The sequence below is a fragment of the Lysobacter sp. M2-1 genome, from assembly GCF_022662495.1.
GTDB lineage: Bacteria > Pseudomonadota > Gammaproteobacteria > Xanthomonadales > Xanthomonadaceae > JAKPBU01.
The window spans coordinates 676,359-697,566 of the sequence record NZ_JAKPBU010000001.1; the positions used below are offsets into that span (position 1 = coordinate 676,359).

The 21,208-nt window shown below is 68.4% G+C and carries 17 protein-coding genes and 1 tRNA gene; 6 read left to right on the forward strand and 12 right to left on the reverse strand.

Annotation, left to right across the window (positions count from 1 at the left end; all coding sequences use genetic code 11):
* Positions 1–109: 109 nt before the first annotated feature.
* Complete coding sequence (locus MC375_RS03010) at positions 110–547, forward strand: universal stress protein (protein WP_242101791.1); 438 nt, start codon at positions 110–112, stop codon at positions 545–547.
* A gap of 100 nt (positions 548–647) precedes the next feature.
* Here the strand turns inward: MC375_RS03010 and MC375_RS03015 are convergent.
* A tRNA-Ile gene (locus tag MC375_RS03015) sits at positions 648–723 on the reverse strand.
* Positions 724–777: 54 nt separating this feature from the next.
* Positions 778–3,087, reverse strand: coding sequence for a GH92 family glycosyl hydrolase (locus tag MC375_RS03020; RefSeq protein WP_242102939.1), 2,310 nt, complete (start codon positions 3,085–3,087; stop codon positions 778–780).
* A gap of 215 nt (positions 3,088–3,302) precedes the next feature.
* Between MC375_RS03020 and MC375_RS03025 the strand changes: the two genes are divergently transcribed.
* Positions 3,303–3,671 (forward strand): nuclear transport factor 2 family protein, encoded by a 369-nt coding sequence (locus MC375_RS03025; RefSeq protein ID WP_242101792.1) that lies wholly within the window; start codon positions 3,303–3,305, stop codon positions 3,669–3,671.
* 17 nt (positions 3,672–3,688) lie between these two features.
* Here the strand turns inward: MC375_RS03025 and mdoH are convergent, their stop codons facing one another.
* The 4 genes from mdoH to dtd all read right to left on the reverse strand — a co-directional run bounded on the left by mdoH (position 3,689) and on the right by dtd (position 9,807).
* Positions 3,689–5,596, reverse strand: coding sequence for a glucans biosynthesis glucosyltransferase MdoH (gene mdoH, locus MC375_RS03030; protein ID WP_242101793.1), 1,908 nt, complete (start codon positions 5,594–5,596; stop codon positions 3,689–3,691).
* Positions 5,584–7,140 (reverse strand): glucan biosynthesis protein, encoded by a 1,557-nt coding sequence (locus MC375_RS03035; protein ID WP_242101794.1) that lies wholly within the window; start codon positions 7,138–7,140, stop codon positions 5,584–5,586. Before MC375_RS03035 ends, mdoH begins: the two co-directional genes overlap by 13 nt.
* Positions 7,141–7,314: 174 nt before the next feature.
* Positions 7,315–9,177, reverse strand: coding sequence for an RNA polymerase sigma factor RpoD (rpoD, locus tag MC375_RS03040; protein ID WP_242101795.1), 1,863 nt, complete (start codon positions 9,175–9,177; stop codon positions 7,315–7,317).
* Between the two features lie 189 nt (positions 9,178–9,366).
* A complete protein-coding gene (gene dtd / locus MC375_RS03045; protein ID WP_242101796.1) occupies positions 9,367–9,807 on the reverse strand; it encodes a D-aminoacyl-tRNA deacylase in 441 nt (146 codons plus the stop codon).
* Between the two features lie 127 nt (positions 9,808–9,934).
* On the opposite strand from dtd, the gene MC375_RS03050 reads away from it, so the two are divergent.
* From MC375_RS03050 to MC375_RS03060, 3 genes are read left to right on the forward strand one after another with little or no spacing between them, the layout of a single operon-like run.
* On the forward strand, positions 9,935–10,876 hold the full coding sequence (locus MC375_RS03050; RefSeq protein ID WP_242101797.1) for a lauroyl acyltransferase: 942 nt from the start codon (positions 9,935–9,937) through the stop codon (positions 10,874–10,876).
* Complete coding sequence (locus MC375_RS03055; protein ID WP_242101798.1) at positions 10,873–11,391, forward strand: PH domain-containing protein; 519 nt, start codon at positions 10,873–10,875, stop codon at positions 11,389–11,391. The genes MC375_RS03050 and MC375_RS03055 overlap by 4 nt, the downstream gene beginning before the upstream one ends.
* Positions 11,378–12,904 carry a PH domain-containing protein gene (locus MC375_RS03060; protein WP_242101799.1) on the forward strand — a complete coding sequence of 509 codons (1,527 nt, stop codon included), beginning with the start codon at positions 11,378–11,380 and terminating at the stop codon, positions 12,902–12,904. Before MC375_RS03055 ends, MC375_RS03060 begins: the two co-directional genes overlap by 14 nt.
* 11 nt (positions 12,905–12,915) lie before the next feature.
* On the opposite strand, the gene MC375_RS03065 is transcribed toward MC375_RS03060, so the two are convergent.
* The 6 genes from MC375_RS03065 to def form a co-directional block, all read right to left on the reverse strand.
* Positions 12,916–13,920 carry a stealth family protein gene (locus MC375_RS03065; protein WP_242101800.1) on the reverse strand — a complete coding sequence of 335 codons (1,005 nt, stop codon included), beginning with the start codon at positions 13,918–13,920 and terminating at the stop codon, positions 12,916–12,918.
* Positions 13,921–13,951: 31 nt separating this feature from the next.
* Entirely contained in the window at positions 13,952–14,995 is a 1,044-nt protein-coding gene (locus tag MC375_RS03070; RefSeq protein WP_242101801.1) for a CDP-glycerol glycerophosphotransferase family protein, read from the reverse strand.
* A gap of 33 nt (positions 14,996–15,028) precedes the next feature.
* On the reverse strand, positions 15,029–16,729 hold the full coding sequence (locus MC375_RS03075) for a glycosyltransferase family 39 protein (RefSeq protein ID WP_242101802.1): 1,701 nt from the start codon (positions 16,727–16,729) through the stop codon (positions 15,029–15,031).
* A 118-nt stretch (positions 16,730–16,847) separates the two neighbouring features.
* Positions 16,848–18,149 (reverse strand): 16S rRNA (cytosine(967)-C(5))-methyltransferase RsmB, encoded by a 1,302-nt coding sequence (gene rsmB / locus MC375_RS03080; protein WP_242101803.1) that lies wholly within the window; start codon positions 18,147–18,149, stop codon positions 16,848–16,850.
* A 114-nt stretch (positions 18,150–18,263) separates the two neighbouring features.
* A complete protein-coding gene (gene fmt / locus MC375_RS03085) occupies positions 18,264–19,190 on the reverse strand; it encodes a methionyl-tRNA formyltransferase (RefSeq protein ID WP_242101804.1) in 927 nt (308 codons plus the stop codon).
* Positions 19,191–19,305: 115 nt separating this feature from the next.
* A complete protein-coding gene (def, locus tag MC375_RS03090) occupies positions 19,306–19,815 on the reverse strand; it encodes a peptide deformylase (RefSeq protein ID WP_242101805.1) in 510 nt (169 codons plus the stop codon).
* A 211-nt stretch (positions 19,816–20,026) separates the two neighbouring features.
* On the opposite strand from def, the gene MC375_RS03095 reads away from it, so the two are divergent.
* A complete protein-coding gene (locus MC375_RS03095; RefSeq protein WP_242101806.1) occupies positions 20,027–21,187 on the forward strand; it encodes a LysM peptidoglycan-binding domain-containing protein in 1,161 nt (386 codons plus the stop codon).
* Positions 21,188–21,208: the final 21 nt, after the last annotated feature.

Sequence of the window (21,208 nt, forward strand, 5' to 3'; positions counted from 1 at the left end):
GGCTTGCTACGCCATCACCCGTGGCGAAGTTGACTCAGGTCAAGGCTCGCAGCGAGGGATCTGCGATGTTGCGCTCGAAGCGCACAAGCCACCTCGAGGAGGATCGGACATGTTCAAGCACATCCTGCTACCTACCGACGGCTCGGAGCTGTCGCTGCTCGCGATCGAGCATGGTGTCGCACTGGCCAAGGCCATGGGCGCCCGGGTCACCGGTTTCCACGCCGCGCCCCCGTTCCATACCTTCACGCACGAATGGATGCAGCTGGAATTCACGCGCGAGGAATACCTGCGGGTAAGCGCGGAACAGACGGCGAACATGCTCGGGGTGATCGAGAGCGCGGCCCGGACTGCCGGCGTGGCGTGCGACACGGTGTCGACGACCAGCGACCACCCTTACGCGGACATCCTCAAGACCGCTACCGAGCGTGACTGCGACCTGATCGTGATGGCCTCGCACGGACGTCGCGGCGTCAAGGGCCTGCTGCTGGGCAGCGAGACGCAGAAGGTGCTCACCCACGGCAACGTGCCGGTGCTGGTCTATCGCTAATGCCGGGCGGCAATTGCGTGCGAAGCCGCGACGGAGCGGCTGCGGAGTGCAGGCAAGCCCCACGGTGCGGGGAATGCAGGCGGCCTACGGGTTTGCGCAGTGGTGGGCCCACCAGGACTCGAACCTGGAACCAAAGGATTATGAGTCCTCTGCTCTAACCATTGAGCTATAGGCCCGCACAGCGCAGAAATTCTAGGCCATCGGCGATCGCCGTGTTCCCGGCGGGGAACTCACCGCATCGACATGGAATACGGATGCTCGGCGCCCGCCCCGGGCCAGTCGCGGTTCGGCTCGGCCTGCATGGTGAAGCGCAGTTCGCCGCCGGCCATCAGTTCCTCGTGGCGCAGGAAGGCGCGCGCGAGTGGCTTGCCGTTGAGGCTGACGCTGCCGACATAGGTGTGCGCATCGTCGAGCCTGTCGGCGATCACCGTGAAGCGCTTGCCGTTGGGCAGGCGCAGGGTGGCGCTTGGCAGGAACGGGCGGCCCAGGATGTATTCGTTGCTGCCCGGCGCCACCGGATAGAAGCCGAGCGCGGTGAACACGTACCAGGCCGACATCTGGCCCAGGTCGTCGTTGCCGGCCAGGCCCTCTGGCGTGGGCTTGTACTGGGTGTCCATGATCTGCTTCAGCCGCGCCTGGGTGCGCCACGGCTGTCCGGCATGCGCATACAGATAGGCCACGTGATGGCTGGGTTCGTTGCCGTGCGCGTACCAGCCGATCAGCCCGGTGATGTCCTCCATGTGCTCGAACACCTTCGGGTCGACCTTCGCGTCGAAGACCTCATCGAGCCTGGCCAGCAGCGGGTCGGCGCCGCCGTGCGCCTGCGCCAGCCCGGCCACATCCTGCGGCACGTACCACGAGTACTGCCAGGCGTTGCCCTCGGTGTAATCGGTGCCGTAGCCGCTGGCATCCGGATCGAACGGCGTGCGGAACGCGCCATCGCGCTTGCGCGCGCGCATGAAGCCGGTCTCGGGGTCGAAGGCGTGCTTCCAGTTGGCAGCGCGCTTGGCGAACGCAGAAGCGACATCATCGCGGCCCATCGCCTCGGCCATGCGGTGGATGGTCCAGTCATCGAAGGCGTATTCGAGCGTCTTGGAGGCCGCTTCGCCTTCCTCGTCGATCGGCACGTACCCCAGCTCCATGTACTGGCGGATGCCGTCGTAGGGACCGTAGCTGGCGCTGGCGACCATGGCCGCGAGCGCCGCGTCGGCATCAAATCCGCGGATACCCTTCAGGTATGCGTCCGCAATCACCGGTACCGCGTGATAGCCGATCATGCACCACGTCTCCAGGCCGTGGAACGACCAGATCGGCAACACGCCATAGGGGCTGTGGCGCTGCGCGGCGAGCAGCGAGTTGACGAAGTCGGCATTGCGCCGCTCCGGCTGCACGATGGTCAGCAGCGGATGCAGGGCACGGTACGTGTCCCACAGCGAAAAGGTCGAGTAGTGGGTGAATCCTTTGGCTTCATGCACGGCGTTGTCCGGGCCGCGGTAGCGGCCGTCGACGTCCATGAACAGGCTCGGCCCCATGAACGCGTGATAGAGGGCCGTATAGAAACTCCTGCGCTGGTCCTCGCTGCCCTGCGCATCGACCACGCCGAGCGCCTCGGCCCAGGCCTGTTTCGCGGCAAGGCGTACGCCGTCGAAATCCCACTCCGGCACTTCGGCATCGAGGTTGGCGATCGCGCCGGCTTCGCTCACCGGGGAGATCGCGAGCTTGGCCAGCAGCGGCTTGCCGCGCAGGTCGCCGAAGTCGAAGCGCGCGACCAGCTGGCGTCCTTCGATCTGCGCGCGCTGGCTGGGATCCTTGTCGCCCGGCGGCGGAAAGCCCTTGTACGGAACGTCCTGCTCGGTGTCGTGCAGCGCATGAGCGTTGAGCGGCTGCGAAAAGCGCAGGGCGAAGTGCAGCTGCCGCCCCGGCGCCCAGCCGCGGGTTTCGCGAAAACCCGTGATGGTGCCATCGGCATGCACGCGCAGGCGCGACCACAGGACCTTGCCCGGGTAGTCGTACATCGAGGTGCGCAGATCCACGATCACGTGTGCGGGTTCGCCCTGCGGGAACGCGTAGCGATGCACGCCGACGCGCGCGGTCGCGGTGAGCTCGGCGCGCACTGCGTGATCGGCCAGGGTGACCGCGTAGTACCCGGGTTCGGCCTGCTCGGTGTCGTGCGCGTAGCGCGAGGTGTAACCACTACCCGGCTGGGCCGGGTCACCGCGCTCGAGCTTGGACTCGCCCGACACCGGCATCAGCAGGATGTCGCCCAGGTCGGAATGCCCGGTGCCGGAGAAATGCGTATGCGAGAAGCCAACGATGGTGTCGTCGCTGTGGCGGTAGCCCGCGGCCCAGCCGTAGGCGTCCTTGCGCGGCTGGATGCGGGTATCGGGGCTCAGCTGCACCATGCCGAACGGCACCACTGCGCCGGGAAAGGTGTGGCCTTCGCCCCCGGTGCCGATGAACGGATCGACCGCGGCGTAGGCGCGTTCCCCCGCTGCGGTCGTCACATCGGCCGCATCGGCGGTTGCCATGCCAACCATCATCGCCAGCATGCCCAGCGCGACCGTGCCGCCGTTTGCCTTGCGCATTCCATTCTCCGTTCCCGTCAGCTGCGGTCCGCGGGAAACTACCATGCGACACGCGCTCCGGGCAGTACGCCGCCGTGCGCCAGTCGGGCATGCGCAACGATCGCGGGCTGCTGACACCAGGATGTCAGCAGCGCGGACGCATGCTGCGCCTCCCACCGAGGAGCATGCGCATGAGCACACGACAGATCGCCGACCGCCTGGTCGAACTTTGCCGTGAAGGCAAGTACGAACAGGTCTACGACGAGTTGTTCGCCGCCGACGCCGAGAACATCGAGATGCCGGCGATGGCCGAAGGCCCGCTCGGCAACGTGAGGGGCCTGGACGCGATCAGGGCGAAGAGCCAAGCCTGGTCGGAAGGGCTCGAACAGGTGCACGATGGCAGCGTCGGCGAGCCGATCGTGGCCGGTAACTGGTTCGCGTTGCCGCTGACGATGGATGCGACCTTCAAGGGGCGCGGCCGGATGCAGATGGAGGAAATCTGCGTCTACCAAGTGCGCGACGGCAAGATCGTGCGCGAGCAGTTCTTCTACGACGCCTGACGCGTTCGGATCGCAGCTCAGCTCCCGGTGCCGGCCCGCAGCGTGGAGGCGCGGGCCAGCACCTGCGGCGGCGTCACTTCCTCGGGAATCTGGAACAGGCCCAGGCGGCGGAGTACGCGGCCCGGCCCACGCGCCGAGGTCAGCGCCACGATCGGTATCGACAGCGCTAGACCGGCGATCACCGGTGCCATCCAGGCCGCGAGCGCCGGCGAAACCGCATACGCGATCGCAGCCATCAGCACGCCCAGCAGGGTCGTGCCGCCGTAGCTGCGCAGCAATCCCGACAGCGGCAGGCTGCCGTCGTCGCGGCGCTGCGGTTCCCAGCCCGAATCGCGTCCGGCCAGCACTTCGGCCACGCCGCGCGCCTGCACGTACATCGTGATCGGGGCCATCAGTGCGGCGATCAGCGTCTCCAGCAGCATGCTCAGCAGCGCCCTGATCGTGCCGCCGCATCCGCGCCGCAGCTCGCGATCGAACAGCATGGCCACATAGCCGAGCAGCTTGGGCGCCATCAGGATGGTCATGGTGAACACGAACACCCACACGAAACGCTGCGGATCCTGCTCGCGCCAGAACGCGACCGGCGAGAATCCGGCGGTGGCGGACGCCGGTTCCGACAGCATGGCGTGATGCAACGGGATGGCGATGCCGATCAGCATCAGCAGCGCCCACATCGGCGCGGTGAAATACTGGCCGATTCCGATCAGCAGGTGCCAGCGGTTGACCCAGTGCAATCCGCGCGCCGGCAACACCGCGCCGTGCTGCAGATTGCCCTGGCACCAGCGGCGATCGCGCACCAGCATGTCGGTGAGCGAAGGCGGCCCTTCCTCGTAGCTGCCACCCAGGCCGGGCACCATGTACAGCGCCCAGCCGCCGCGCCGCAACAGCGCGGCCTCGACGAAGTCGTGGCTGAGCACGGTGCCGCGGAACGGCCTGACCCCGCGCAGTTCCGGCAGGCCGGCCTGCGCGGCGAAGGCAGCGGTGCGGATGATCGCGTTGTGTCCCCAGTAGTTGCTCTCGGCGCCATGCCACCAGGCGATGCCATGCGCAACGATCGGTCCGTACACGCGTCCGGAGAACTGCTGCATGCGCGCGAACAGGGTGTTGCCGTTGACCACGACGGGGAAGGTCTGGATCAGCGCCACGTCGGGATGCCGCTCCATCGCCGCCGCCAGGCGCACGATCGTGTCGCCGGTCATCAGGCTGTCCGCATCCAGGATCAGCATGTGCGGATACGCCGCACCGAAGCGGCGCACCCATTCGGCGATATTGCCGGCCTTGCGCTCGGCATTGTCGGCACGGCGCCGGTAGAACAGCCGCGCACCGTCGCCGAGCCGCTGGCGCAGGACGGCGAACGCGGCTTCCTCCTCGGCCTGGATCTCGGGCCGGGTGGTATCGCTGAGCACGAAGAAATCGAACCGCCCGCCATGGCCGGTCGCTGCGACCGACTCGTACATCGCCTGCAGCCCCGCCAGCAGCCGATCGGGAGCCTCGTTGTAGGTGGGCATCAGTAACGCCGTGCGCGAGGCGGGCACCGGCAGCGGATCGTGCGGCGACAGGCCCAGGCGCACATGCGGATGCGCCAGCACGTTGACGAATCCGGCCAGCGCGCTGACGAAGGACTGCGCGATCCACGCGAACAGCGCCACGAACAGCAGCAGCAATAGCCCTTCCAGCACATCGGTGCCCTGTCCGCGCAGCAGCCACCAGATCTGGTAGGCGGCGGTCAGGGTCAGCGCCGCGGTCACCCCGATCACGCATACCCGGCGCAGCCACATGCCGGCGGGCATCGACGGCAGCGACGTGCGCGCGAGCCTTCCCTCGCGCAGCGACTGGATCGGCATCGGCAGCGGGGTCTCCGCGGGCAGCCAGTCGCCCGGGGCTGCCGGCGAGGGTGGGGCCGTCGCTGCGACTACGGATTCCATCGATACAGCCAGGTTTCCGACAACCGTCCCTGCGCGTCGCGCAGATGCGCCTGCAGTTCGATCTCGGTGTGCTTGCCCGGCACCAGTTCGAAGCTCAGCCGCCAGTGCCCGACCGCATCGTTGCGGTAGACCACCGCGTTGCGCACCTGGCCCTTGGACGCGGTCACCACCGGCTCGATGCCCTTGGCGTCGGCCGGCAGCTTCGCCATTCGCCCGCCGGCCAGCTCCAGCACGATCAGGCGCGCATCGGGCCGGTCGGGCTGCTCGAACTTGGGCACCGCGCCGATGCGAGTGGCCGCGACCAGCGCAAGGTCCGGCTGCCAGCTGTGTTCGTCGCACCAGTGCAGGCGATAGCGAAAGCGGTATTCGCGCCCGGCCGCGAACGGCTGTGCGGGGCGCCAGAACGCAACGATGTTGTCGTGGTATTCGTCGGCAGTCGGGATTTCGACCAGCACCACCGCGCCGGCTCCCCAGTCGCCGACCGGTTCCACCCACAGGCTCGGGCGCTTCTGGTAATTGGCCTCTGCGTCCATGTAGTCGGTGAAGGCGCGCTTGCGCTGCATCAGCCCGAAGCCGCGCACGGCGCTGTCCTGGAAGGTACTCATCTGCAGCGCCGCCGGATTGGACAGCGGCCGCCACAGCTGCTCGTTGTTGCCGTTGAGCATGGCCAGTCCATCGGAGTCGTGCACCGCCGGCCGGTAGTCGTCGATGCCCAGGCGATCGCCGGCGTCGAACTGGAACATGCTGGTCAGCGGCGCGATGCCGGCGCGCGCCAGTTCCACCCGCGGATACAAGCGCATGTCGACATCGAACACGGTTTGCGTGCCGGGGCGGATCCGGAAGCGCAACGCGGCCGCTGCGCTGGGGCCGTCCAGCAGCGCGTGCACCACGACCGCGTCGGCGCCCAGTGCGGGACGTTCGAGCCAGAAGGTCGTGAACGCGGGGAATTCCTCCGGCTCCGGATCGCCGGTCCTCAGCGCCAGTCCGCGTGCCGACAGGCCATAGGCCTGGCCCCTGGCCACGGCGCGGAAGTAGCTCGCGCCCTGAAACACCGCGAACTCGTCCAGGTAGTCGGCGCGGTTGACCGGGCCGTGCAGGCGGAACCCGGCGAAGCCGAGGTCGCGCGATTTCGGCACCGGCGACTTGCCGTAGGTGAACATGTCGGGCGAATACGGGATGGGCGATGCGCGTCCATCGACCACTTCGTACAGATCGACCCGGGCCTTGGCGGTCCATCCGCGGTGGAAGAACTGCGCCTGGAACGGCGAGGCGGTCCCGCGCCACAGCGCATGGTCGGCGCGGAACCGGTAGTCGCGGTACTGGTCGTAGTCCAGGCCGGCCAGTTCCGGGGGCAACTGCAGGTTCGGCGGCCGGTACGGCTGCGCCGCCAGCGACCGCGCCAGCCGCGCCACCGTATCGGCATCGAAGGCCTCGGCGGCGGCCGGCTGCGCGGCCGCGCCCTGGGCTGCGAACGCTCTTCCACCACCGAACGCCGCCATCAGCGGCAGCGACAGACCGGACAGGATCACATCACGACGACGCACGCGCTTACCCCGGGGGATGGGTTCGCCGCGCACTATACGGATCGTGCGCGCGCACGGTGTAAGAAACGCATTCACGCCGGTATCGGCCGCACGCGCGATGCGGACGCCTGCGCGCCCGACACAAAGAAGCCCCGCGATGCGGGGCTTTTTATCTGGCGCCGCCAGTGCGGCGCGTTATTCGATATCGAGGAAGCTGCGCAGCGTCTCGGAACGGCTCGGATGGCGCAGCTTGCGCAGCGCCTTGGCCTCGATCTGGCGGATGCGCTCGCGGGTGACGTCGAACTGCTTGCCGACCTCTTCCAGGGTGTGGTCGGTGTTCATGTCGATGCCGAAGCGCATGCGCAGCACCTTGGCCTCGCGCGGAGTCAGTCCCGCCAGCACGTCACGCACCGTTTCCATCAGGTTGGTGTTGGTGGTGGCGTCGATCGGCGATTCGACATTGGTGTCCTCGATGAAGTCGCCCAGGTGCGAGTCCTCGTCGTCGCCGATCGGGGTCTCCATCGAGATCGGCTCCTTCGCGATCTTCATCACCTTGCGGATCTTGTCCTCGGGCATGTCCATTTCCTTGGCCAGCTCCTCGGGCGTGGCCTCGCGGCCGTACTGCTGGAGCATCTGCCGGGAAATGCGGTTGAGCTTGTTGATCGTCTCGATCATGTGCACCGGGATGCGGATGGTGCGCGCCTGGTCGGCGATCGAACGGGTGATCGCCTGGCGGATCCACCAGGTCGCATAGGTCGAGAACTTGTAGCCGCGGCGGTATTCGAACTTGTCGACCGCCTTCATCAGGCCGATGTTGCCTTCCTGGATCAGGTCGAGGAACTGCAGGCCGCGGTTGGTGTACTTCTTGGCGATGGAGATCACCAGGCGCAGGTTGGCCTCGACCATCTCCTTCTTGGCCTTGCGCGCCTTGGCTTCGCCGTAGGCCATCTGCCGGCTGATGTCCTTGATGTCGCCCAGGGTCACGCGCATCGCGCTTTCGATCGCGATGGTGGCTTCCTGTTCGGCGACGATCTGGTCCTTGACCTCGCGCAGGCCAGACGACCACTTCTGCTTGCGCTTGAGGACGTCGTCGACCCAGTGCAGATTGGTCTGGTTGCCTTCCCAGGCGCGGATGAAGTCCTTGCGCGGCATCTTGGCGACCTTGGTCGACAGATCCAGGATGCGGCGTTCGTGTTCCTTGATCTGCGCCAGCACGTCGCGCAACTTGCGGACCAGGGTATCGGTCAGCGGCAGCGGCAGCTTGAGGGTCATGAACAGCTCTGCCATCTCCTCGCGCAGCTTGGTGACCGGCTTGGCGCTGGGGCCGTTCTTGGCGTAGGACTTCTGGAACTTGGCGTAGAGCGCGCCGAGTTCGTCGAAGCGGCGCGCGACCTCGACCGGATCCGGGCCGGTGGGACCGGCTTCCTCGGCCTCGGCATCGTCGGCGTCGTCCGCGTCGTCGAGCGCGTCGGCGTCCACTTCTTCCTTCGCAGCCGGCGGTGGCAGCGGCTCGTCGTCGATGCCGTCGTTGAAGCCGACCACGATTTCGGCCAGGCGCTTCTTGCCGGCCTTGTGCAGTTCGTAGTCCTCGAGCAGCAATTCGACCGACCAGGGGAAGCTGGCCAGCGAGGAAAGCATCTGGTTGAGGCCTTCCTCGATGCGCTTGGCGATGGCGATCTCGCCCTCGCGGGTGAGCAGCTCCACCGTGCCCATCTCGCGCATGTACATACGCACCGGATCGGTGGTGCGGCCACCTTCGGCATCGAGCGCGGACAGAGTGGCGGCGGCTTCCTCGGCGGCGGTGTCGTCGACCTCGCGGCCGCTGCCGGAGGTGCCGGCCAGCAGCAGGGTCTCGGCGTCGGGCGCGATCTCGTGCACCTCGATGCCCATGCCGTTGATCATGCCGATGATGTCTTCGATCTGCTCCGGATCGACCATGTCGTCGGGCAGGTGGTCGTTGACCTCGGCATAGGTCAGATACCCCTGCTCGAGGCCTTTGCTGATCAGCAGCTTGATGTCGGACTGCGGGGCAGTCTGCCGTTCTTGGGCGTTGGCCATGGAATCAGGTACCGGAAGAATCGTGCGAAGTGAACTAACCATTATACCCGCGCGGACGGGGCATCCGGCCGGAACCGGACATCGCGTGACGGGCGCTGGGGGTGACGTGGAAGGCGATCAAGCTCGGAGGCCACGTGCCGGGAAGGCCATATGGGCGCCCGGATGCAGTTTTTCCAGCCCCACCGAGCCTCAGGCCCGAAGCAGGAAGGTCACCGGGCCATCGTTGACCAGGCTGACCACCATATGCGCACCGAAACGCCCGGTTTCAACGCCTGATGGGTGATGTTGACGGCATTCCGCAAGCAGTTCGCCGAAGATCCGCTCGGCCACGGGAGGTGGCGCCGCGGTGCTGAAACCCGGCCGCATGCCGCTGCGGGTATCCGCGGCCAGGGTGAACTGGCTGACCAGCAGCAGCCCGCCGCCGGTGTCGGCGAGCGAGCGGTTCATGCGTCCGGCCTCGTCCGCGAACACGCGATAGCCCAGCAGGCGCTCGCGCATCCGGGCCACCTGCGCGGCGCCGTCATCCGGCTCCACGCCCACCAGGGCCAGCAGGCCCGGGCCGATCCTGCCGACGATCTCGCCATCCACTTCGACCTGGGCCCGGCTGACGCGCTGGATTAGGGAGAGCATGGGCACGGAAGGCGACTGCGGGGCCGCGATTGTGCGGCGTTGCCCGTGGCGTCGCACCCACCCGATGGCGGCGTAGTGCGCCACCGCGACCGCCGAACCGCGCCGTCCCGACCGATACACTCGCCCGATGACCAAGCTCGCTGCCCGCCTGCTGTACTGGCTCGCAGCCGCCTTCGCGCGGTTGCCCTGGGCCTGGCTGCGCGCGCTGGCCGACGCGCTGGCCGCGCTCTGGCTGCGGCTGGACGCGCGCGAGGCGCGGGTCGCCAGGCGCAACCTGGAACTGATCGGCCCGCAGTGGCCACCGGCGCAGCGCGCGGCGCTCCTGCGCGAGGTGCTGCGCTCGACCGCCCGCCAGCTGCTGGAAACCCTGCGCCTGTGGACCCGACCGCACCCCGAAAACCTGGCGCTGATCCGGGAGGAACATGGCGTCGCCGGATTCGATGCCGCAATCGCCGCAGGCCGGGGCGTGATCGTGGCCGCCCCGCATCATGGCAACTGGGAGCTGCTCAACCAATGGCTGGCTGCGCACACGCCACTCGCGATCCTGTACCGGCCGCCGGATTCAGCTGTGGGTGAGGCGTTCCTGCGGATCGTGCGTGCCGACCGGTCCGGTCATCCCGAGCGTGGCGAGCCGAAGGACCGGGTCACCCAGGTCCGCGCGGACGGCCGCGGCGTGCGCGAGCTGTTCCGCATCCTGAAGGCCGGGGGCGTGGTCGGGATCCTGCCCGACCAGCAGCCCAAGGCCGGCGATGGCGTGCTCGCGCCGTTCTTCGGCCTGCCGACCTACACCATGACCCTGCTCGGACGCCTGGCCGAACGCAGCGGGGCCGCGGTGCTGTTCGCATGGTGCGAGCGGATCGACGATGCGCTGGGATTCGCGCTGCATATCGAGCCGGCGCCGGCGGGGATCGGCGCAGCCGACGCCGCGCTGTCGACCGCCGCGCTGAACGCCGCGGTCGAAGCCATCGCGCGCCGCGACCTAGCCCAGTACCAGTGGACCTACAAGCGCTTCCGGCTCAAGCCTTCGCGCGATCACGCCGAGAACCCCTACCGCGACACGCGCCGATGAGCCAACCCGATCCCCTTTCCCCACCCATCGATCCGGGGCACCGTGCGGACGCCTCCGCCGGCTGGCGCAGCCTGCCGCCGCAGGCGCGCAGCCTGTTCGTCCTGTCCGGGCTCATGCTGGCCCTCCCGGCAGGGTTCGCAGCGCGGGTGCTGACCCGTGTGTTCGACCTGCCTTATCCGTGGAGCACAAGCCTTGCGATCGCACTGCTCGGCGCCGCGTTCGGCGCCTGGCTGGGGCTGCGACGCTACCGGCACACCCGCTGGCTGCTGGATGCGGACGGGTTCTCGCTGCGCAAGGGCCGCATGTGGCAGTCCGACACGCGCGTGCCGGTGAACCGGGTCCAGCATCTGGACCTGCGACGTGGCCCGCTGGAGCGGCGCTACGGCCTGGCGACGCTGGTCATCCACACGGCCGGCACCCGCGACAGCGCGGTGAACGTAGGCGGTCTGGACGCTGGCGACGCCGAAGCGCTGCGCGACCTGCTCGCGCGGCAGGTGGAACATGACCGGCGTTGAGGCGGACGTGCCGCAGCCCGCGCTGCCCGAACGCAGGCTGCACCCTTGGTCCTGGCTGTTCGTGCTGGTGCAGCAGCTCAAGCAGTTCCTGCTGCCGTTGATCGTGCTGCTGGTGTTCGGCCGCGGCGACCGCAACGAGCTGTGGGGTCTGATCGCGGTGGGCGTGCTGGCGCTGATTTCGGTCTGGCAGTACTTCACCTACCGCTACCGGATCGAAGCCGACAGCCTGGTGGTGCGCAGTGGGCTGTTCGAACGCAGCCTGCGCCAGATCCCGTTCGCGCGCATCCACAACGTGGCCCTGCACCAGACCCTGCTGCACCGGCTGTTCGACGTGGCCGAGGTGCGGCTGGAATCGGCCGGCGGGCGCAAGCCCGAGGCGGAAATGCGGGTGCTGCGGCTGTCGGAGGCCACCGCGCTGGAAGCCCTGGTCCGCCGGCATGCGCGTGCGGCGTCCGCTGCCGGCGCAGCCACTCCAGACGCGGACGCGGAGCTTGCGCACGAGGTCGAACAAGCACACGAGCTCCTGCATCTGCCCGTGGCTGAAGTGATCCGCCTGGGCATGATCTCCAACCGCGGCATGCTGGTGGTGGGTGCCGCCTTCGCCACCATCAGCCAGCTCAATCCCGATCTGCTGGGCGAACCGGTGGAAGCGTTCGCGCGCGCGCTGGTGCGTTGGCTGGATCTGCACCAGCTGGGGCTGATCCAGTACGTGCTGGCCACGGCGGGCTTCGTGCTGGCCGCGGTATTGCTGCTGCAACTGCTCTCGGTCGCGCTGGCGCTGTTGCAATACAGCGGCTTCCGCCTGACCGAAACCGGGCCGCGCCTGACCATCGCACGCGGGCTGCTGACGCGTGTGCGGACCAGCGCCTCGCGCCGGCGCATCCAGGCATGGACGCTCAGGGAAGGCCTGTTGCACCGGCTGTTCCGCCGCCGTGCGCTGCTGGTCGATACGGCCGCCGCGCAGGCGCAATCCGAACAGCGCGCATTCCGCGAACTGGCGCCGGTGATCACGCCCGATCGCGCCGACGCGCTGGTCAGGCATCTGCTCGAACATGCGCACTGGCCGCTGCAGGGCTGGCAGCCATTGCACCCGCGCGCATGGTGGCGGCTCGCGATTCCGGGCGTGGCCGTCGGCCTGGCGGCGACGGCGGTGCTCGGCTTCCACTTCGGCACCTGGGGCCTGCTGGGTCTGCTGTGGCTGCCGTGGTCGCTGCTGGCGGCGCACCGCCATGCGCAGCGCGCAGGCTTCGCCTTCGAGGGCGAACTGATCGCGGTGCGCGAAGGCTGGTGGTCGCGCCATTGGCGCTTCGCCGAACTCGACAAGCTGCAGACCCTGCGCCTGCGTCGCGGTCCGCTGGACCGGCGCCTGGGCATGGCCTCGCTATGGCTCGACACCGCCGGCGCCGGCGCGTTCGCACCGCCGCTGCGGATCCGGTTCCTGTCCGTTGCGCAGGCCGAAGCGCTGCACGCACGGCTGGCCGCCGAGATCGCGCATCGGCCGCTGCGCTGGTAGCGGCCGCGGCCCTACGCTGATTGCGCTTGCGTCGCCAGCACGGTGTCGAGGTTCCCTGCGCGCCGCTCGAGCCAGGCCAGGATCTCCTCGCGCAGTTCGTCCGGCGCCAGTTCCAGGCTCTGCACGCAGGCGAATGCGGCGTTCGCGTCGCGATCGGCGCCCGCCATCTTGTGGCGCACCCGCATGGGCGACTGCTGGCGTGGCTTGAGCTGCACCGTGTGCAGGCTGTTGTCCAGCAGCGCGCAGTCCTGGGCAATCTCCAGGTGCGCGGCCAGCACTTCGGCCTTGAACTGCTCGGAGGACCGCAGCCGGTAACTCACGTTGCGTTCCAGCAGATCGGGATGCGCATCGAAGAACGCTTGCAGGCGCGAGCGCCGGAACGGGTACGGGTTGTGGTACATGCGGTAATAACGGCGCGGAAAGCCGGCAAGGCGCGCGCTCAGTTCCTGCGCATCGTGGTTAGTGGCCCGATCGGCCTGGACGCCGCGCCAGCGTTTCCACAGCGACGCCAGCCGGCGATTGATCCGGTAGCGCGACTGCGGCAGCCACTTGCCGCGCAGCACCATCTTCCCGTCGCGGAAAAAATCGGTTTCGGCAACCGGGCGCAGCAGGCTGAAGTCGTCGTTGAAATACACGAAGCGTTCGGCCAGGCCTTCGATCCGCCACAGCAGGCTGATGATCGCGCGGCTGTTGAAGGTCGGAAGGTGCTGTTCGAAGCCGGCGAAGATCTCGCGATGGTCGACCACCCGCACCCGGTCGGCGAACCGCGTCCCGGCCAGCTTCGCCACCAGCGCCGGCACCTGTCCGTCGGTCACGATGTGGATGGTGCGAAACCACGGCGCGTGGCGCAGAATCGAGGCGATGCAGTACTCGATCTCGCCGGCGTCATGAAAGCGCGTCGCCCGGGCGACCGGCGGCGCCTCGCCGCCGATCGAGGCCAGGTAGGCCGAAAGCCTGGCGCGATGCGCGGGGTCGTTTCCGTCGACCCAGGTGACGACCGCATCGATGCCGCTCACGCTGCGTCTCCGCCCTGCCCGCGTGCGGCGTTCAGCACCGCGCCGGGCCCCAGTACCCGATCCGCCTGCGCAGCTTGAGCTTGCGCCACAGGTTCGCCGGCTTGGGGCGGCGGTTGCGGCCGCCGCCGGCGATGAACGCGTCGATGGCATCGAGCACACGCTCGCTCGAGCGTCCGTCGCGATCCGGATGGATCGCCAGGCCGAACTCTGCGATCGCCCCCATCAGCTCCGGCGGTCGCGACAGCGCGCGCGCGATCGCCGGTTCGAACTGGTCGACCTGGTCGATGTCGATCAGTTGCGGCCCCGGGCGGCGGTTGCGGAAGGTCACGACCGGCTTGCCGGTGAGCAGGAACTCGCTCAGCGCGGACGAGGTGTCCGAGCACATCATGTCGACCTGGGGGAACAGGTCGAGGATGTTGTCGTCCTCGGCGAAGCGCAGATGCTCGTTCTGCAGCGCCTTGTACCTGGCCACCGTCTCGGCCGGCATCTTTGGGTGAAAGGTGACGATCCATCTCCAGCGGCCGTCGCGCGAGAGCCGCCGGACTTCCCCGTACAGCGTCTCCGCCGCGCTCCACGACGGCGAGAAGGTCGAGTGGTAGAGGATCACCGGCGGATCGCGTACCGGCGGCAGCGGCCCGGCGATCTCGCGCAGGGCATCCCTTTTAAACATGGGATCGAGCTTGGGCCAGCCGGTCTGGGCCACGCTGAAATGGCCGAGCTTGTCGGCCAGCGCCTGGAACTGCGCGGTGTCGCGCGGCCCGGTCGTGCAGTACAGGTCGAAGAATCCGCGGATGTAGATATGTCGCGGCTTACCGGCATCGAAGCCATGGAACACCTCGACCTTCACTCCAGGAAAGAAATGCGGCAGGTGGTTGCCCGGCGTGAGCACCGCGTCCGGCTTCCAATCACGCACGCCCCGCACGTCGAGCAGGCGTTCGCCCTCGACCAGGTCGGCGGCGCCGGGGCCGTCGAAAAACCACGCGGCTTCGCCGCCGCGCCGCCGGATGGCGTCCTGTAGCGGCCTGAGGATGGCCAGCGCGTAACGTTCCGACCCGTAGAGCAGGTATTTCTTCATCCGCGCATGATCGCATCTGCACGGCGGCGGCCGTCAGTCCTGGTCCTCTTCCTGCGTCGCTGCGCCATGCGGCCTGGTGCAGGGACCGGTCACCGCCGCGTGCGGCACCAGCCACCAGTCGCGCCGATTGGAACGACCAATCTCGATGCTGCGCGCACGATCGATGCAGGCGCCCAGTGCACGGCCTTCGACCAACAACCAGCGCCGCTGTGGCGCGCCGGCCAGCCATACCGTGCCGCGCCGCAGCTGCTCGTCCCACGGCTGTCGGAACCCGAAGTCGACCGCCTTGCGATCTGCCATCAGCAGGTTTTGCTCCTTCCACGCCACCAGCCCCAGCTCCGCATCGGGCCCGATCTGCCGGCCGGCTGCAGTCATCAACGCACGCGCCGAACTCGCATCGTTGAGCACCGGATAACCCACCAGCCCGAACAGCAGCCACAGGCCCGCCAGGCCCGAAAGCATCGCCGCCACCGGTCGTCGCACGCCGAACCAGAGCAGTCCGGCGCAGCCCCACACGCCCACGGCGGTGAGTAGCCATGCCAGCCCCTGCGCATCGGGCGCGAGTCCGCGCGCTTCGAGCAGACGGCGTTCGAAGCCCGGATTGCCGAGCAGCATCGCAAGCCCCGCGCCGAGCATGGCCAGCGCGAACGCCACCGCCCAGCCCAGGGCGATCCGGCGCGGCCAGGCACGTCGAAGAATGCCGGGCAGCAGCGGGGCGAGCGCCAGGCAAGCCATCGGCAGTGCGGGCAGGATGTAGACATCGCGCTTGCCGCTGGCAATGCTGAAGAACAGCAGCACCAGCGCCCACCACGCCAGCGGCAGCAGGTAGCGTGCATCGCGCCTGCGCAACCGTCGGCGCCATGCAGGAATCGCCCAGGGCAGCGCCAGGATCGCCGGCGCCCAGGTCAACATGACGCCGAGGAAATACCAGGGCGGCTGCGGATGCGACCAGGTACCACCGTAGCGTCCGGCGGTCTGGTGGAACAGGATGTTGTCCATGTAGGCGCGGTACGCAGGATCGGCGTGGCCGGTCGCCACGATCACCATCGGCACCAGCCACAGCGACACCGCCGCGAGGAAGGCCACCGGTCCCCACCACGCCCGGGCGCCACGCCTCGGCGCCGAAGCACGCGGAGACCAGCCGCGCAGCACCGCATACAGGCCCGGCAGCGCCATCAGCAGCGCGATCGCGCCCACGCCCTTGCTGATCGTGCCCAGCCCGGCCGCAAACCAGCCCAGCGCCCACATCCGCCAGTCGGGCCCGCGCAGGAAATGCCGCAGCAGGCCGTAATTGGCCAGGGTGATCCAGAACGTGACCAGCGGATCAATCTGGGCCTTCTTCGCCTGGTAGGTGAACTGGATCGCGAACAGCAACGCCCAGCCGGCATACAGCCCGACCCGTCGCGTCCACAGCCGCCGGCCGAGATCCACCACGCACCACAGCGTGCCGAGCGAGGCCAGCAGCGATGGCAGCAGGAAGGCGACGCGCCAGTCGCGCAGCACGGTGTACGCCGCCGCCTGCAACCACATGAACAGCGGCGGCTTGTCCGGATACAGCTCGCTGCCGCGATGCGGGAACAGCCACTCGCCGCTTTCCACCATCTGCCTGGCGACCAGGGCGAAGCGCGGTTCGTCCGATGGCCACGGATCGCGCAGCCCGAGCCCTGCCCCGATCACCAGCAGCGCGGTGAGCCAGAACAACCAGGATTCGCGGGAAGCGCGGGTCTCGAGCATCGCTAAATGATAGCCAGCACGGGTCGGAAAACCGTTGCCCTTGTAGGCGCGATGTAAGGCGCGAGCCTTCCACTCGAGGCCACGTTGGCGTGGCTAAAGCTCGCGACTTGGGTCGCTCCTACGGCGAGGGGGCTTTGCGCAGCCGCGCGTAGTAGAAGCCGTCCATGCCGTCTTCGCCGGGCAGGCGTTGCCGGCCATCGCCCGCGACGCGCCCGAAACGCGCATCCAGCGCATCGACAGTCGCATCGGGCGTGCGCGCGAGGAAAGCGGCCACCTGCCGTTCGTTCTCCGCGCGCAGGATCGAACAGGTCGCGTACAGCAGCGCGCCACCGGGTGCCAGCAGCGGCCACAAGGCCTCGAGCAGACGCGCCTGGGTGGCAGTCAGCGCGCCCAGGTCCGAGGCCCGACGATGCAACAGGATGTCCGGCTGGCGGCGCACGATCCCGGTGGCCGAACACGGCGCATCGATCACGACGGCATCGAAAGTCTGTCCGTCCCACCACGACGACGGATCGGTGGCGTCGCCCGTCCGCGCGTCGGCGTTCACGCCGATCCGGGCAAAGGTCTCGGCCATGCGCCGCACACGCCGCGGATCGATGTCGAGCGCGGTCAGGCGCAGCGAGGGATCGCGCTCGAGCATGTGCGCCGCCTTGCCGCCCGGCGCGGCGCAGGCATCGAGTACGCGCGCGCCCCCCGCGAGCTGCAGTGCGTCGGCCACCAGCTGCGCGCTCGCGTCCTGGACCGAGACTACGCCTTCGGAGAAGCCGGGAAGTTCCGCCACGGACACCGGCACGTCGATGCGCAATGCATCGTCTGCATCGGGGTGCGGCACCGCCACGATCCCTGCTTCCGTCAGTTGCTGCAGGTAGGCCGCACGCGTCCGCCGCTGCCGGTTCACGCGCACCCAGAGCGGAGCCGCTTGCGCACTGGCATTGAAGATCCCGGCGGCCTGTTCCGGCCAATCCGCCTCGACCCGCGCGCGCAGCCAGTCCGGCCACGCGGCTGCGGCATCGGTCGCTGCAATGCCATCGCGCTGCGCGCGCCGCAGCAGTGCATTGACCAACCCCGCCTGGTGCGCGCGCCCGAGAGCGCGAGTCGCCTCCACCGTGGCATCGACCGCCGCGTGCGCCGGCAATGCCAGCACGTCGAGCTGGGCGAAGCCGGCATGCAGCAGCGCGCGCAGTTCGCCATCGCGGCGTCCGAGCGGCCGCGGCATCCACGCGGCAAGCGCGGCGTCGTAACGCGTACGCTGGCGCAGCGCGGCGAAGACGATCGCCTCGACCAGGGCGCGATCGCGCGGGTCGGGCAGCGCCGGCAGCGCGGCTGCGAATTCGGCTTTCAGCGAGCGGCCGCGACGCAGCACCGCATCGAGGATGCGCGCGGCGATGATGCGGGTCTGGACGCCGGGGTTCGAAGACATTTGCGAATGCTAGTCCGTAGGAGCGGCGCAAGTCGCCAGCTGTGGCGACGACGTTCGGGGCGCCTGACCTGGACGCTGTGGAGGCCAGACAACGACTCGCGACTTTCGTCGCTTCTACGGCGTGCGTGCGACCAGATCGCGGCGGGCGTTGAGATAATCGGCCGCGGTGATCGCCTTGCCGCCCTCGCGCTGCAGGGTGCGGATGCGCAGCGCGCCCTCGCCGCAGGCCACGTCGATCCCATCGCGCCCGGCGAACAGCACCGTGCCCGGGGCGGCACTATGGGCCAACGGTAGCGCCACCGCGGCATGGATGCGCACGCGCTCGCCGGCCAGCTGCGCCTCGGTCATCGGGAATGGATTGAAGGCGCGCACCTTGTTCGCAAGCGCCTGTGCCGGCTGCGACCAGTCCAGCTTCGCGTCCGCCTTCTCGAGCTTGCGCGCGTAGGTCACCCCTTCGGTCGCCTGCGGCACCGCCACCGGGCGCACGCCCAGGCGCTGCAGTTTCAAGCCGTCGGCCAGCACCTGTGCGCCGAGGATCGACAGCGCATCGTGCAGCTGGCCGCCGGTCATGGTCGGTTCGATCGGAATCGCGCGACGCAGCAGCACCGGGCCGGTGTCCAGGCCCTTCTCCATCTGCATCAGGCACACCCCGGTTTCGGTGTCGCCGGCCTCGATCGCGCGCTGGATCGGCGCCGCGCCGCGCCAGCGCGGCAGCAGGCTCGCGTGCACGTTCCAGCAGCCGTACTGCGGGATGTCCAGGATCGACTGCGGCAGCAGCATGCCGTAGGCCACCACCACCATCAGGTCCGGCTGCAAGGCGCGCAGTGCGTCGCGCGACAGCTTGTTTTTCAGCGTCTCCGGCTGCAGCACGGGGATGCCGCGCTTGAGCGCTTCGAGTTTCACCGGCGAGGCAGTGAGCACCCGGCCACGGCCGGCGGGGCGATCGGGCTGGGTGTAGACCGCCACCACATCCGTCGCGTTGGCGGCCGCGCGCAGTGCGGGCACGGCGAATTCCGGCGTGCCGGCGAAGACGATCCTCATGCGGCCCCGGGATTAGGGATTGGGGATTGGGGATTCGAAACGGCACAAGGGCGGCCTACTCGCATTTGCGAATCCCCAATCCCCAATCCCGAATGCCGAATCCCGCGTGTGGCCGTCAGGCCGCACGCCTCGCCTTGGCCAGCTTCTTGCGCACCATCTCGCGCTTGAGCGGGCTCAGGTAGTCGACGAACAGCTTGCCGTCCAGGTGGTCCATCTCGTGCTGGACGCAGACCGACAGCAGGCCGTCGGTGGTCAGCTCGAACGGCTGGCCGGTGCGGTCGAGCGCGCGCACGCTGATGTCGTTGGAGCGGGTCACGTCGGCGAAAATCCCCGGCACCGAGAGACAGCCTTCCTGGTAGACCTGCTCGCCGGAACGGGCAGTGATCTCCGGATTGATGAACACCAGCGGTGCGCTACGGTCCTCGCTCACGTCGATCACCATGAAGCGCTGGTGCACATCGACCTGGCTGGCGGCCAGGCCGATGCCCGGCTCCTCGTACATGGTCTGGAACATGTCGTCGAGCAGCTGCTGGAAGCCGGGTTCGGAAATCCGGGCAGGGTCGACCGGCGTGGCCTTCGTGCGCAGGCGCGGATCGGGGAACTCGAGAATCGTCAGCAGGGCCATGCGGGAGGAACGCGCGGTGAAGTACGTGAGGTGAATTTTGGGTCGTCAGTCACATCCGCAAGGCGTGGGCGTCGCGGGGCCTTGAATTGTACTCCCGCCGGCTTGCAACCGTCCGCAGATTGTGGGCTATAGTGCCGCTGTTGTTGGGGAAAACTTCAAGGGGAGCGGACACATGGCCGCCAAGCTTAAGCAGCTTTCTCGGGGGCTGCGGATGTCTACGAGACTGCGCGTCGTACTGGGCGCCGCCCTGCTGACGGTCGCGACCTATGCGATCGCCCAGGAATTCCGCGGCGGTCATCCCGATACTTACGTGGTCAAGCGCGGCGACACGTTGTGGGACATCGCCGGCCGCTTCCTCAAGCGCCCCTGGCTGTGGCCGGAGATCTGGCAGGCCAACCCGCAGATCGCCAATCCGCACCTGATCTACCCGGGCGACGTGATCAGCCTGGCCTATCTCAACCGCCTGGCGGCGGAGCCCGGCCCTCGTACCGAGGCGCCGATCAACGCCATCCCGCTGTCGCAGGTGGAAAGCTTCCTCAAGGACCTGCGCGTGGTCGACGACTTCGACGACATGCCCTACGTCGTCGGCCTCGAAGACGACCGCCTGCGTAGCGCCCAGGGCCAGCTGGCCTATGTGCGCGGCCTGGGGGCTTCGCGCCCGGGCGACCGCTACATGGTGCTGCGTCCGCTCCAGCGCTACAGCCGGCTGGATCGCGAACAGGCCTGCTGCGACCGCTTCCACAAGACCGACCTGGACTTCCGCGGCGAGCGCACCCTGCTGTCCAATTCCTACTGGACCGATCCGGCCGGGGTCTATTGGGACACGCGCAAGGGCAAGGACTTCCTCGGCTACGAATTGCAGCGGGTCAACGCGGGAACCATCACCCGTGGCGAGGTGGACGGGATCGAGGCAAGCACCCTGCTGCTCGATGAGTCCAATGCCGAAGTTCGGATCGGCGACCGCGTGGTCCCGGTCGAGCCCCAGACCTACGACCTGCAGTTCTTCCCGCACCCGCCCAAGCAGACCCTCGACTACGGCCGCGCACGCGTGCTTGCGGTGGCGGACATGCTTACCGCCGGCGGCCCGCGCGACGTGGTGGCCCTCTCGGTGGGCGCGCGCGAGGGCGTGGACAACGGCACGGTGTTCTCGGTCTGGCGGGTGGGCAGCAACGCCGTGGACCGGGTGCAGTACGGCGAAGAGCGGACCGAAGACTCGGTCAGCTTCCGCAAGAAGGTCCGGCTGCCCGACGAGTACGCCTCGCACGTCATGGTCTTCCGCACCTTCGACAAGATCAGCTATGGCCTGGTGATGGAAGGGGTCAAGCCCACCCGCATGGGCTACGAGCTCAAGCACCCGGACGCGGCCTACTGATCGGTTTCGGATTTTTCTGAC